The organism is Roseateles flavus (genome assembly GCF_039872765.1).
GTDB lineage: Bacteria > Pseudomonadota > Gammaproteobacteria > Burkholderiales > Burkholderiaceae_C > Roseateles_B > Roseateles_B flavus.
Window position 1 is genome coordinate 324586 of the sequence record NZ_JBDPZC010000007.1, and the last position, 13471, is coordinate 338056.

Genomic DNA, 13471 nt, shown 5'->3' on the forward strand with positions numbered 1-13471 from the left:
GCGGGTGCGGCGCCTTTTTTCATGAGGCCGTGGCGCTCAGCGCGCGCCGTAGAAGCGGTCCAGCCCGGCCAGGAAGATCTTGAAGTCGATGGGCTTGGTCCAGTAGTCGGCAAAGCCTGCCTCGGTGGCCCGGCGCACATCCTCGGGCATGGCATTGGCCGACAGCGCCACGCACGGAATGGTCGCCGTCGAGGCGCCGGCGCGCAGGGCCTGCAGCAGCTGGTGGCCGTCGCCATCGGGCAGCTGCATGTCCACCAGAATGAGGCGAGGCTGGAGTTTTGCGGCCTGCTGTAGCCCCTCGGCCACGGTCTCGGCGCCGAACAGGGTGATGCCGCCGCGCTTGTTGACCAGCTCCTCGACGATCAGCATGTTGATGGGGTTGTCCTCGACATAGAGCAGGCGAGGCAACTCGCTGGCAGCAGCATCGGGAGCGGAGTCGGGCATCATCGAGGCGGTCATGGTGTTACGTTTCCGCATTGTGGGCCCGGCATGGCACTATCTTGACCCAGGGCAAGACCTGGCCCCCGGGAATCGGGGACACCATGCAGGACCGGTCCCGGGGGCCGGCCGTGGCAGCATCACAGCAGCGAGGTCTCAGCAATGCATATCGGGATTCTGACAGGTGGCGGGGACTGCCCCGGACTCAACGCGGTGATCCGCGCGGTCACGCTGGCTCTCATCGAACGCTGCGGTGCCACGGTCACCGGCATCGAGCGCGGCTTCCTGGGCCTGCTGGATGGCCGCTGCCGCTCACTGGACGCGCCCACCGTGCGCGGCCTGATCGCCGAGGGCGGCACCATCCTGGGCACCCACAACCGGGCCGACCCCTTTCACTACTTCGGCGCCGGCGGCGCCGACTGCTCCGGCCATGCGCTGGACTTCCTGGGGCGCCAGAACATCGACGCGCTCGTGGTCATCGGTGGCGACGGCACCATGACCATCGCGGAGCGCTTCGCCCGCCTGGGCGTGCCGGTCGTGGGCGTGCCCAAGACCATCGACAACGACCTGATGCTCAACGAGCGCAGCTTCGGCTTCGACTCCGCCGTCACGGTGGTCAGCGAGGCCCTGGGCCGGCTTCAGACCACGGCGCGCAGCCATGGCCGGCTGATGATCGTCGAGACCATGGGCCGCTACGCCGGCTGGATCGCGCTGGAGGGCGGCCTGGCGGGCGGCGCGGACGCCATCCTGATCCCGGAGCAGAGCTACCAGCTCGACCACCTCGCCGCCTTTGCGCGCCAGCGCGCCCACGAGCAGGGCTTTGCCTTGCTGTGCGTGGCCGAAGGCGCCAAGGCTCTGGGCGGCGAATGGGTGATCCAGCGCCAGCTCGACGACAGCCCGGACCCGCTGCGTCTGGGCGGCATCGGCCAGCGGCTGATGGGGGACCTGGAAGCCCAGCTGGGCAGCGAGGTGGAGATCCGCTGCACCCTGCTGGGCCACCTGCAGCGCGGCGGTTCGCCCACGGCTTTTGACCGGGTGCTCGCCACCCGCTTCGGCGTGGCGGCGGCCGGCCTGGTGATGCGCGGGCAGTTCGGCCGCATGGTGGCCCTGCAGGGCGACCGCTGCGTGGATGTGGGCCTGGGCGAGGTGGCGGGCCAGAACCGCTGCGTGCCCCTGGACCACGAGCGCCTGCAGGTGGCTCGGGAGCTGGGCGTCTTCCTAGGGTAAACCCGTTCATCGGCCGTCGCTGCAGTTCATCGCGGCTGATCGGCAACCCGTCCCGCGCGGCTTGGAAGGCCGGGGCCGGCTGGGCACAGTGCGTCCATCGCAGACCAGAAAGCACTTGCCCGCTTGCCCCAGGAGGTTCCCATGAAGCCCGTGACCATCCCCTGCTATGACCGCTATGCCCCGATCCGCCGCCTGGCCCTGGGCAGCGGCCTGTTGCTGGGACTCACGATCGGCGCCCTGATGGCGCTGCCCAGCCAGGCCGCCCTGCCGGCCAAGGCGGTGGTGCAGGTGCTGCCGCGGGTCGAGGTGAGCGGCAAGCGCATGCAGGTCGAGCAGCTGCCCACGGTGGTGATCAGCGGCCGCCGTGCCGATGCCGCCGATGTCCAGCTGGCCCATGCCGAGCCCGAAGGCACCGCGCTGACGCAATGAGCGTGGGCTGACTATGATGCCGCGTCGGTCGAGTGGACCGGCCGCTTCCAGCCTCCCATGAACATGCCTCAGTCCGACCTTTCTGCATCCGGTCCCCGGATTGCCCTTGTCACCGGCGCCGGCAGCGGCATCGGCCGCGCCGCCGCCCTCGGGCTGGCACAGGCCGGCTGGCAGCTGGTGCTGGTGGGCCGCCGTGAAGACGCCCTGCGCGAGACGCAGGCCGCCGCCGCCGAGCCCGCGTGCTGCCTGGTGAGCCCCTGCAATGTGGCCGACGCCGCTGCGGTGAAGGCGCTCTTTGCCGATGTGGAGCGGCGCTTCGGTCGCCTGGACCTGCTTTTCAACAACGCCGGGCTCAGCGCCCCGCCGCTGCCGGTGGACGAACTCTCCTTCGAGCAGTGGCAGTCCGTGGTGGACGTCAATCTCACCGGCAGTTTCCTCTGCGCCCAGGCCGCCTTCGGGCTGATGAAGCGGCAGGAGCCGCGCGGCGGCCGCATCATCAACAACGGCTCGATCGCGGCCCACACGCCGCGCCCGAACTCGGCGCCCTACACCGCCACCAAGCACGCCATCACCGGCCTGACCAAGGCCCTGAGCCTGGACGGCCGGGAGTTCGACATCGCGGTGGGCCAGATCGACATCGGCAACGCCGCCACCGAGATGGCCCGGCCCATGCAGCAGGGCGTGCGCCAGGCCAATGGCAGCATCGCGGTGGAGGCCACGATGGACGTGCAGCAGGTGGCCGACACCCTGGTGCACCTGGCCCAGCTGCCCCTGTCCGTCAACGTGCCCTTCATGACCCTCATGGCCAACCGCATGCCTTACATTGGGCGCGGTTGAGCGGAAGCTTGTCCTCGAAAGGAACTGGTGTGTTCTCTGCCCTGATTTCCCTGCTGCTGCGCCTGGTGCTGGCCGTGGCGACGGCCATCCTGGTGCTGGGTCTGATGGCGCTGGCGCTGGCGACCCTGCTGGGCGTGGGCCTGTGGAGCCTGATCCGCGGTCGCAAGCCGGCGGTGGACCTGTCCGGCTTCGCGCGGGCGCGGGCCTTCCGCGCCGGCCAGGGCTTTGGCCCGGGGCCGGCCCGCCGCACACCGCCGGCGGACGTGGTGGACATCGAGGCCCGCGTGGTGGGCGAGGGCGCCGAAGCCGGCGGCCGCCCGGCACTGCCGCCTCAGTCGCCCTGAGCTCGCTGGGCTCACCAGCGCTTGCTGCTGAGCTCCTCGAAAATCTCGCCGTAGATGCGGTAGCGCGAGGCACTGATCTCGCCGGCTTCCAGCGCGGCCCGCACGCCGCAGCCCGGCTCGTGCAGATGGGTGCAGTTGTAGAAGCGGCAGCCGCCGGCGTGCCGGCGCAGGTCCGGCATGAGCAGCGGCAGCTGGGCCGGCTCGATCTGGCGCAGGCCGAATTCCTGGAAGCCCGGTGAATCGATCAGGGCGGTTTCGCGGGCCGCGTCCATCCAGTACCACTGGGTCGTGGTGGTGGTGTGCCGGCCTGAGTTGAGGGCCTGGGAGATGTCGCCCACCTGGGCCTGGGCATCGGGGATCAGCAGATTGATCAGCGTGCTCTTGCCGGTGCCGCTGGGGCCCAGCACGAAGGTGCGCTTGCCCTGCAGCCAGGGGCGCAGCGCCTCGGCCGAGGCTTCGGGCGATTCGCGCAGGGCCAGCTCCATCACGGTGAGGCCCATGTCCCGGTAAGGCTGCAGGCGCTCGCGCTGGGCGGCCACGCCGGGCAGGTCGGTCTTGTTGAGGGCCACACGCGCGCTGATGCCCGCGCTCTCGGCGGCAATGAGCGCCCGCGCCAGCTGCGATTCCGAGAACACGGGCTCCACCGCCACCAGCACCAGCAGCTGGTCCAGGTTGGCCGCGAAGCTCTTGGTCTTCCATTCATCCTGGCGAAAGAGCAGGTTGCGGCGCGGCTCCACGGCCTCGATCACGCCTTCGTCGGCACTGACCTCGGCCCAGCGGACCTGGTCCCCCACCACGCAGTCGCTTTTCTTGCCGCGCGGATGGCAGACGCGGCGGCGGCCCTCGCTGTCTTCGACGATGTAGTGCCGGCCATGACCGCGCACCACCAGGCCCAGGTCCAGCCCGGCCCCGCGCTTGTCGGGCGCGGCGCCGCCCTTGAATCGGCCACCACTCACGGTTGGGCCTCGGGCAGGGCGCTGACCTGGGCGGCGCAGATGAAGTCGTTCACGCTGAGCCCCTGCACCGAGTGCGTGCTGAAGCTGACCGTGGCCACGTTGTAGCTGAGCACCATGTCCGGGTGGTGGTCCTGGGCATGGGCGATCTCGGCCACCGCGTTGGCGAAGGCCATGACCTGGTAGTAGTTGTCGAAGACGTAGCGGCGGGCGATGGCCTTGTGGGTCGCGTCAGGCAGCCAGCCGGGGGCCTGGGCCAGCCAGTCGCCGAGTTCGGCCTCGGGCAGGGCGGTGGACTGGGGGGCGCATTGGGCGAGCAGCAGGTTCATGCGGTGCGGGGGCTGAGGCGTTCGATGGCGGCCAGGCGTTCGCTGGCCGGGGGGTGGGAATAGTAGAAGCCGGCGTAGACCGGATCCGGGGTCAGGGTGCCGGCATTGTCCTCGTGCAGCTTGAGCAGGGCGTTGCTGAGATCCCGGCCGCTGGACTGGGCGCAGGCGTAGGCGTCGGCCTGGAACTCGTCGCGCCGCGAGCGCTGGGCAGCGAGGGGTGTGAAGAAGAAGCTGAAGACCGGCAGCACCAGCAGGAAGAGCAGCAGGGCCAGGGCGTCGTTCGGCGCGGCCATGTTGGGCTGCACGCCCAGGCCCAGGTAGAAGCCCACCTGGGTGCTCAGCCAGCCCAGCAGGGCGAAGCCCAGCAGGCTCAGGGCGAAGGCGCCGACCATGCGCTTGAGCACATGGCGATGCTTGAAGTGGCCCAGCTCGTGCGCCAGCACGGCCTCCACCTCGCCGGGGTGCAGGCGCTGCAGCAGGGTGTCGAAGAAGACCACCCGCTTGGCCGCGCCGATGCCGGTGAAGTAGGCGTTGCCATGCGCCGAGCGCCGGCTGCCGTCCATCACGAAGAGGCCCTTGGCCGCGAAGCCGCAGCGCGCCATCAGGGCCTCGACGCGGCCCTTGAGCAGCTCGTCCTGCAGGGGCTCGAACTTGTTGAACATCGGGGCGATGACCGTGGGGTACAGCACCATGATCAGCAGGTTGAAGCCCACCCAGGCGCCCCAGGCCCACAGCCACCACATCGGGCCGGCCGTGCCCATCAACCACAGGATCAGCGCGGCGATGGGCAGGCCGATCAGCGCGCCCACCCCCACGCCCTTGACCAGGTCGGCGAGGTACAGCGCCAGCGTGGTGCGGTTGAAGCCGAAGCGCTGCTCCAGGCGGAAGGTGTGATAGAGCGACAGCGGCAGGTCCAGCAGCCCGCCGATCAGCGTGAAGGCCGTCAGCAGGGCCAGCTGGTAGGCCAGGGGGCCGAAACGCTGCAGGGTGTGGTCCTGCACCCATTCATTGAGGGCGTTGAGCCCGCCCAGCAGCGTCCAGCCGATCAGCAGGGCGCTGGAGATGGCGAGGCTCAGCATGCCGAAGGCCGTGTTGGCCGCGGTGTAGTCGGCAGCCTTCTGATGGGCCGCCAGCGGCACGCTGGCGGCAAAGGCGGGCGGCACGGTGCCGCGGTGCTGGCGCACATGGCGCACCTGGCGGCTGGCCAGCCAGAGCTTGAGCAGCAGGCTCAGGGCCAGGGCGGCGGCGAGCAGGGTGCTCATCAGCGGCGCCGGCAGGGGCGGCAGCCAGGCTTGCAGCGGGGAGGACAGGGCGGCAGTTTGCATGGCGCCAAGTGTAGGCCTGCGACAATGGCGGCTTGCCCTTTTCGGCCCCAGCTTCATTCCCGTACACACCATGAGCGACACCACCGGCACCCTCGACGCACCTCTGCTGCCCATCAGCGACCAGAACCTGATCTGGATCGACCTGGAGATGACCGGCCTCTACCCCGACCGCGACCGCATCATCGAGGTGGCCGTGGTGGTCACGGACCCGCACCTGACCGTGCGCGTCGAGGGCCCGGTCTTCGCCATCCACCAGACCGACGAGACGCTGGACAAGATGGACGCCTGGAACAAGGGCACCCACGGCAAGAGCGGCCTGATCGACCGCGTCAAGGCCTCCACCATCTCGGAGGACGAGGCCGCCGCGCAGACCATCGCCTTCCTGAGGCAGTACGTGCCGGCCGGCAAGTCGCCCATGTGTGGCAACAGCATCTGCCAGGACCGCCGCTTCCTCGCCAACTACATGCCCACGCTGGAAGACTTCTTCCACTACCGCAACCTGGACGTGTCCACGCTCAAGGAGCTGGCCCGCCGCTGGAAGCCCGGCATCATCGAGGGCTTCAAGAAGGCCCAGGCCCACACCGCGCTGGCCGACATCCATGAGTCCATCGACGAGCTGGCCTACTACCGCACGCACCTGCTGAACGTCTGAGTCCCTGGGCGACCCCGCCGTGTTCACGATGACGGCCCCCCTGCGCCCGGAGCAGATCCTGGCCGCCTTCGACTTCCCCCGCCACCCGCTGGCCCGGGAAGACGGCGAGCGTCTGCGCGGGGTCTGGACCACGCCCCCCGCGCGCTGGCTGCGGGCCCGCTCACCGGATGAGCTACCCGCCGTGATCGCCGCCGCCGAGCAGGCGGCCCGGGAGGGCGCCTGGGTGCTGGGCGGCCTGCGCTACGAGGCCGTGTCGGCCCTGGACGCAAAGCTGGCACACCATGCCAGCGCGGCGCCGCTGGCCGAGTTCGCCGTCTACGAGCAGGCCCCCGAGCCCTGGCCCGCGCTGCGCTGCTACACGGGCGCGATGGACTGGGCGGACAGCCAGCCCGCGGCGGACGAGGCCGCGCAGGTCGAGCGCATCCGCGAATGGATACGCGCCGGCGACTGCTACCAGGTCAACCTCACCACACGCCTGCGCCCGAAGGGCACGGCCCCGGACCTGGCGACGCTCTTCCTGGCCCTGCACGCCGCCCAGCCGGGCGGCTTCGCGCTGTTCCTGCGCGAGGCGGGCGCGGCCAGCGTCTCCCCCGAGCTCTTCTTCGACTGGCGCCCCGTGCCCGAGGCGCCAGACGGCACGCGCAGCTGGCTGCTCTCGGCCCAGCCCATGAAGGGCACGGCGCCGCGCGGCGCCGACGTGGTCGAGGACGAGGCCGCGCAGGCCCACCTGCGCACCAGCCCCAAGGAGCGCGCCGAGAACCTGATGATCGTGGACCTGCTGCGCAATGACATCAGCCGCGTGGCCCAGGTCGGCAGCGTGCGCGTGCCGCGGCTCTTCGAGCTGATCGCCTTGCCCACGGTCTGGCAGATGGTGTCCAGCGTCAGCGCCGTCACCCGGGCCAGCGTGCGCCTGCTGGACGTCTTCCGGGCGCTGTTCCCCTGCGGTTCGGTCACCGGGGCGCCCAAGATCCGCGCCATGCAGGTCATCCGGGACCTCGAGCCCGAGGCGCGGGGCTGGTACTGCGGTGCCCTGGGCCTGATCCAGCCGGGCGGCGTGGCCACCTTCAATGTGCCGATCCGCACCGTGGAAGAGGGCAGGGCGGGCCTGCAGTGCGGCATCGGCAGCGGCATCACCCTGGACTCCGAGCCCGCTGCCGAGCTGGCCGAGTGGCGGGCCAAGACCCGCTTCCTGCTGCGGGCCGAGGCGCCCATCGAGGCCCTGGAGACCCTGCGCCTGGAGGCCGGCACGTTCACCCACCTGGAGCTGCACCTGGCGCGCCTGCAGCGCACGGCGCATCACTTCGGCCTGCGCTGCAGGCTGGCCGAGGTGCGCCAGGCCCTGGTCGAGCTGGCCGCGCGGCAGCCCCAGGGCCGCTGGCGTGTGCGGCTGACGCTGCCCCGTGACGGGCAGTTGCAACTGGGCCTCCAGCCCTTGGGCGATACTCCAACCCCGGTGCCGCTGGAACTGGCCCGCCGACCCCTGCCCACGCGAGGGCCGCTGGCCGAGTACCTGCAGCACAAGACCACACGACGGGCCCACTACGAGGCCTTCGCACAGGACAAGACAGCAGCAGCCTTCGATGTGCTGCTGTGGAACGAAGACGAGGAACTGACGGAGTGCAGCTTCGGCAATATCGCACTCCAGATCGAGGGCCGCTGGCTGACGCCGCGCCTGGCCGCCGGGCTGCTGCCTGGCGTGCTGCGCGAAGCCATGCTGGCCCGCGGGCAGCTGCAGGAAGCACGGCTGCTCAAGTCAGACCTGGCGCGTGCCCAGGGCCTGGCCTTTTTCAACAGCCTGCGGGGTTGGTGCCCTGCGGTGCTGATTTCCGAACCCTGAATTCATCGGGGCGGCCCTCGAGGCCTGTCCCGTCCCCATCCCATGGCAACTAGCAAGACCCCGCGGCGCAAGGCCGCCCCAGAAGCCGCCGCCGAACCGGCGGCAGCCAAGAAGAAGCCGGCGGCAAAGACCGCCAAGGCGGTGACGGCCGAGAAGCCAGCCAAGGCAGCGAAGTCTGTCAAGGCCGCGGCTGCCAAGCCTGTGGCCACAAAGCGCCCCGCCACCAAGGCGGCAGCCACCGAAGCGCCGGCGGTGAAGAAGGTCGCGGCCAAGAAGGCGGTGAGCAAGCCCGCCGTCGTGAAGAAGACCGCGGCCAAGGCTGCCGAGGCATCCGCGGTGAAGGCGCCGAGCAAGGTGGCGGCCAAGACGACCACCAAGGCCTCCACCAAGACTGCCGCCAAGGCCGCTGAAAAGGCGCCTGCCAAGGCGGTCAAGAAGGCCGTGAAGGCGGCCGAGCCCGCCGTTGAAACGAAGGCGGTCGCACCGGCGGCCAAGACCAGCCGCAAGAAGGCGGCGGCGCCTGAGGCGGCGCTTGATACCAAGAGCAGCCGGCCGGCACGCAGCCGCAAGAGCGTCGAGCCTGAAGTGCCTGGCGTGACTGAGGCGCCGGCAGCCGAGGCCGTCCAGCCCGTCCGCAAGACCCGCAAGGGCAGCGCACCGGCTGTCGCAGCGCCGGTGGCTGCGCTGGTCGCCGAGGTTGCGGCTGCGCTGGAAGAGCCCGCCGCGCCCGCTGCCCGCAAGCGCGGCAAGGCCGCCGCGGTGGCGGCTGCCGAGACGCCAGAGGTGGTCGAGGCCGTCAAACCGGCCCGCAAGCCCCGACCCTCTAAGAAGGCGCCGGTGATCGAGGCCGTCGAGGCAGACATCGCCGAGCCTGGCATCGAAGACACCGTGGCGCCCCAGGGCCCGGGCTGGCAGTGGCACAAGCCGCAGCCGGGCCTGTTCGGCAGCTATGCCGTCCAGGATGCCGACGGCACCCCGCTGGCTGCGCTGGACCTGCAGGGCGGCGTCGGCCACTACCGCTGCGACTGCGCGGAGTTCCAGGACAGCGAGGAGGGCGCCTGCGCCCATGGCCAGTGGCTGATCGAGCAGCTGTCCGCCGCCCGTGAGGGGCAGGCCAGCAGGCTGGCCGCGGGCCCCGAGACGCCGTGGAGCGAGCTGAGTCTCAGCGCCGGCTGGGAGCGCCGCCTGGTCTGGCGCCTGGGCCAGGGTGCCAGCCAGGCTCTGCGCCAGCTGGCCGAGGATTGGGCGGACGAGCACGGCCGCTTCATCGCGCCGCTGGAGGGTCAGGTCTTGCCTGCGCTGCTGCAGGCCGCTGCGGCCGAAGGGCATGAACTGCGCGTGGGCGCCGAGGTCTGGCAGCAGCTGGCCCTGGCGGCCGATGCGGGCGATCGGGTCGAACGCCTGGCCCAGGCCTTCGAGCAGGGCCTGGCCTCGCCGGCCCTGCACGCGCTGGTCCGCACGCCGCTGCCCGAGATGCAGTGGGAGGCGGCGCTGTTCGCCGTCTGCGCGGGGCGTGCCATCCTGGCGGATGAGTCTCCGCTGCCCCAGCGCCCGTCCGCCATCGTTGCGGCGCAGCTGTGGCAGTCTCACTTCGGCGTCGGCACCGTGGCCATCGTGGCCCCGGCCGGCCTGCATGAAGCCTGGCGTGCGGACGTCGGGCGCCTGCTGGGCGCCTGGCCGGCCGGCTGGACGCTGAGCGCGCCGACGGACCTGGCGCCGGCGACCGGCTGCGAGCTGCTGATCGTCGATGCCATCGACGCCTTGGGTGACGCGCTGCCGGCCCTGCGCCAACTGGGCGCCACGCATCTGATCCTGCTGGCGCACCGGGAGTTGCTGGGCAGCGCACTGCTGACCCCGCTGGTGGCCTGGATCGACGAGGCCCGCCGCGGCCCCTATGCCAGCCTTCGCCGCCTGGGCGCCGACGCCGGCAAGCGCCAGCAGCGCGAGCTGCTGGAGGCGGTGATGCTGGCCCGTCGCCGCCGTGACCTGGCGGCCGGCCTGCCGGCCCAGCTGCTGACGCACTGGGTGCGCGTGCCGGCCCAGGACTGCGCCGGCCTGACGCTGGAGGCGACCGATGTGCAGACCCTGCAGGCCCTGCACCAACGCTGGTCCCGCCTGGGCAGCCTCTCGGCCGGCGAGCAGCTGCAGCTGCAGCAAGCCCTGCTGCGCCTGCGCCAGGGGCAGTCCGAGCGCATGGGCGAGGCCCGCGCCGAGGCGCTCGTGCGCCTGCTGCCGGACCTGGTGCCGGGCCGCGCCGAACGCGTGGTGGTCTTCGCCCAGCATGACGCGGCCCTGCGTCCGCTGGCGCTGGCGCTGCAGGCGCTGGGCCTGCCGCTGGCCAATCTGCGCCAGCACCAGAGCGCCGAGGTGCGCGCCATGGAGCTGCAGGCCTGGGCCGAGGGCGAGGCCAGCGTGCTGCTGGCCACCGATGCCGCCTGCGCGAGCCTGGACCTGCACCAGCCTGGCAGCGTGCTCGTGCATGCCGACCTCAGCTGGAATCCGGCCCTGATGAGCGAGCGCCTGGAGCGCCTGAGCACTGAGGGCTCCAGCGTGCCGGCCTGGGCCCTGGTGCTGGAGGCAGGCTTCGATCCCGCGCAGCTGGCGGCCCATGCACAGGAGGCCTCCCTGCCTTCGGTCCTGCAGGACGGCGAGGCCGGGGCCATTCCCTTCCTGGCTGGCACCGATCTCGCGGCCTTCATGGCCGCCGTGGGTCGGGCCCTGGACCTGCTCGGAACCGCCTGATCCTCTGACCAGCCGGCCCTGCTCGCCTGGAGGCGTGCGGGGCCGTGCCGAACGGCAGAAAATCACGCTGCCACCGCCCCGTCTGCCCTGCGGCCGACGGGGCGCTTGGCTATTCCGTGGAAACCCTGGTATGATCGCGGTCTCACTGCAGCAGGGTTGTACAGGGCCCGGGCAGTGTTTCGTACGTCTCCTCTGACCTTGTCCGGCAGCCCCTCTTCATCACTTCGATGCAAGCGTGGTGCCCGACGCCCTCGGGTACGGTCGGCGGCGATGCCGTCGCTTTGACTGTGACCCCGACGCCGCACCGGCTCCAGAGCTCAAGCCTCTTTCTCTGCTTGGCAGACCCTGATGGTCTTGCACGCCCGGTGTACGACGTGAATCGTCTTCCAGCGACTCGACCTTGACCGTGGCATACCGGCTTCAACTTTGCCTGCTGCGGTCGCATGTCTTGCGCCTGCCTTTTCGAGGCAGACGCCGGGCATGGCTTTGCAGAAAGAAATCATGAGCTTTGAAAATCTGGGCCTGAACGAAGCCCTGCTGCGTGCCGTGAAGGATTCCGGCTACGAGAACGCCACCGAGGTGCAATCCCTGGCCATCCCGCCCGCCATCGAGGGCGCCGACCTGATGGTCTCCTCGCGCACCGGCTCGGGCAAGACCGCCTCCTTCATCCTGCCCGCGCTGGAGAAGATCCTGGCCGCGCGTGGTGACAACACCAAGCGCCGCGAGAAGGGCAAGATCTACGGTCCCAAGGTTCTGGTCCTGGCGCCCACCCGCGAGCTGGCCATGCAGGTCTCCAAGGCCGCGCAGACCTACGGCCGCCATGTGCAGGGCCTGAAGGTCGCCACCGTGCTGGGCGGCATGCCCTACGCCCTGCAGATCCGCCAGCTGACGGGCCCGCTGGACATCCTCATCGCCACTCCCGGCCGCCTGCTGGACCACCTGTCCTCGGGCAAGTGCGTGCTGGAGAACGTCGAGATGCTGGTGCTGGACGAGGCCGACCGCATGCTGGACATGGGCTTCATCGACGACATCAACACCGTCGCCGCTGCCACCCCGGCCACCCGCCAGACGGTGATGTACAGCGCCACCTTCGCCGGCCACGTCGGCCGCCTGGCCCAGGAGCTGCTGCGCGACCCGCAGCGCATCGACGTCGCCTCGCACACCGACACCCACGAGAACATCGAGCAGCGCCTGCACTGGGCGGACAACCCCATCCACAAGGACAAGCTGCTGGAGTCCATCCTGGCCCAGCCCGAGCTGGACCAGGCCGTTGTCTTCACCAGCACCCAGCGTGACGCCGACTGGCTGGCCGAGCGCCTGGCCGAGATCGGCCATGCCGTGGCCCCGCTGCACGGCGCCATGCCGCAAGGCAAGCGCAACCGCACGCTGATGGCCCTGCGCCGTCGCGAAGTGCGCGTGCTGGTGGCCACCGACGTCGCCGCCCGCGGCATCGACGTGCCCAGCATCACCCACGTGATCAACTACGGCCTGCCGATGAAGGCGGAGGACTATGTGCACCGCATCGGCCGTACCGGCCGCGCCGGCCGCCAGGGCCTGGCCGTGACGCTGGCCCTGCGTGACGACGTGTCCATGATCCGCCGCATCCAGCACTTCACCACGCAGCAGATCCCGGTGCAGCACATCGAGGGCCTGGAGCCCAAGACGCAAGAGCCGCGCATCTTCCCGCCCCGCCCCGCCGGCGAGCGCGGCTTCGAGCGCGGCGACCGTCCGGGCTGGGCGCAGAAGGGCGACAAGCGCTTCGGCAGCAAGCCCTTCCAGCGCGAGGGCTTCCAGCCCCGCGGCGGCTTCCAGCAACGCGATGGCTTCCAGCCGCGCGAGGGTTTTGCCCCGCGTGAAGGCTTTGCTCCGCGCGACGGCGGCAAGTCCTTCGGCCGTGATCAAGGCGCGCAGGGTCGCGACTTCGCTCCGCGTGAAGGCTTCGCCCCGCGCCGTGACGAGGGCTTCCGTCCGGACGCCCGTCGTTTCGACGACCGCAAGCCCTATGGCCAGGACCGCGGCTTCGGCGGCCAGGACCGCGGTTTTGATCGCGGCGGCGACCGCGGCGGTGACCGCCCCGGCTTCGGCGGTGACAAGCGCGGCTTCGCACCCCGTGACGACCGCGGCGGCTCCTTCGGCGAGAAGCGCGGCTTCGGCGGCAAGCCCGCCTTCGGTGGCAAGCCGGCCTTCGGCGACAAGCCTTTCCACGGCAACCGCGAAGGCGGCGGCCGTGACTTCGGCGACGATCGCCGCGCCGGCGGCCCCGGCAAGCGTCCGGCGCCGCAAGGACCGCGTCGCGGCGGCTTTGGCCGCTGAGTGAGATGAGGCCGGCGCGTCCCTGACGCCGCCGGCCTTTTTCTT

Annotated in this window: 12 protein-coding genes; 8 read left to right on the forward strand and 4 right to left on the reverse strand. The window is 70.9% G+C overall.

Annotated elements, in window-relative coordinates; translation table 11 throughout:
* Positions 1-36 precede the first annotated feature (36 nt).
* Positions 37-459, reverse strand: a complete 423-nt coding sequence (locus ABDJ40_RS16510) for a response regulator (protein ID WP_347611470.1) — start codon at positions 457-459, stop codon at positions 37-39.
* 141 nt (positions 460-600) lie between these two features.
* Between ABDJ40_RS16510 and ABDJ40_RS16515 the strand changes: the two genes are divergently transcribed.
* The 4 genes from ABDJ40_RS16515 (at position 601) to ABDJ40_RS16530 (ending at position 3275) form a co-directional block, all read left to right on the forward strand.
* A complete protein-coding gene (locus ABDJ40_RS16515; RefSeq protein ID WP_347611471.1) occupies positions 601-1665 on the forward strand; it encodes a 6-phosphofructokinase in 1065 nt (354 codons plus the stop codon).
* Between the two features lie 141 nt (positions 1666-1806).
* Entirely contained in the window at positions 1807-2094 is a 288-nt protein-coding gene (locus tag ABDJ40_RS16520; protein ID WP_269633561.1) for a hypothetical protein, read from the forward strand.
* Between the two features lie 57 nt (positions 2095-2151).
* The gene (locus ABDJ40_RS16525; RefSeq protein WP_430765651.1) at positions 2152-2931 is read left to right on the forward strand and encodes an SDR family oxidoreductase; all 780 of its coding nucleotides are present in this window, start codon (positions 2152-2154) and stop codon (positions 2929-2931) included.
* 29 nt (positions 2932-2960) lie between these two features.
* Positions 2961-3275, forward strand: coding sequence for a hypothetical protein (locus tag ABDJ40_RS16530; protein WP_347611472.1), 315 nt, complete (start codon positions 2961-2963; stop codon positions 3273-3275).
* Between the two features lie 11 nt (positions 3276-3286).
* On the opposite strand, the gene rsgA is transcribed toward ABDJ40_RS16530, so the two are convergent.
* From rsgA to ABDJ40_RS16545, 3 genes are read right to left on the reverse strand one after another with little or no spacing between them, the layout of a single operon-like run.
* On the reverse strand, positions 3287-4270 hold the full coding sequence (gene rsgA / locus ABDJ40_RS16535) for a ribosome small subunit-dependent GTPase A (RefSeq protein WP_430765654.1): 984 nt from the start codon (positions 4268-4270) through the stop codon (positions 3287-3289).
* The gene (locus ABDJ40_RS16540) at positions 4228-4557 is read right to left on the reverse strand and encodes a 4a-hydroxytetrahydrobiopterin dehydratase (RefSeq protein ID WP_347611473.1); all 330 of its coding nucleotides are present in this window, start codon (positions 4555-4557) and stop codon (positions 4228-4230) included. The genes rsgA and ABDJ40_RS16540 overlap by 43 nt, the downstream gene beginning before the upstream one ends.
* The gene (locus ABDJ40_RS16545; RefSeq protein ID WP_430765652.1) at positions 4554-5882 is read right to left on the reverse strand and encodes a M48 family metallopeptidase; all 1329 of its coding nucleotides are present in this window, start codon (positions 5880-5882) and stop codon (positions 4554-4556) included. The genes ABDJ40_RS16540 and ABDJ40_RS16545 overlap by 4 nt, the downstream gene beginning before the upstream one ends.
* Before the next feature lie 70 nt (positions 5883-5952).
* On the opposite strand from ABDJ40_RS16545, the gene orn reads away from it, so the two are divergent.
* From orn to ABDJ40_RS16565, 4 genes are all read left to right on the forward strand, one after another.
* The gene (gene orn / locus ABDJ40_RS16550) at positions 5953-6534 is read left to right on the forward strand and encodes an oligoribonuclease (RefSeq protein ID WP_347611474.1); all 582 of its coding nucleotides are present in this window, start codon (positions 5953-5955) and stop codon (positions 6532-6534) included.
* A 28-nt stretch (positions 6535-6562) separates the two neighbouring features.
* Positions 6563-8371, forward strand: a complete 1809-nt coding sequence (locus ABDJ40_RS16555; RefSeq protein WP_347611475.1) for a chorismate-binding protein — start codon at positions 6563-6565, stop codon at positions 8369-8371.
* Positions 8372-8413: 42 nt separating this feature from the next.
* Positions 8414-11113 (forward strand): helicase-related protein, encoded by a 2700-nt coding sequence (locus tag ABDJ40_RS16560; RefSeq protein ID WP_347611476.1) that lies wholly within the window; start codon positions 8414-8416, stop codon positions 11111-11113.
* 501 nt (positions 11114-11614) lie between these two features.
* Positions 11615-13426 carry a DEAD/DEAH box helicase gene (locus ABDJ40_RS16565; RefSeq protein WP_347611477.1) on the forward strand — a complete coding sequence of 604 codons (1812 nt, stop codon included), beginning with the start codon at positions 11615-11617 and terminating at the stop codon, positions 13424-13426.
* The last annotated feature ends 45 nt before the right edge of the window (positions 13427-13471 follow it).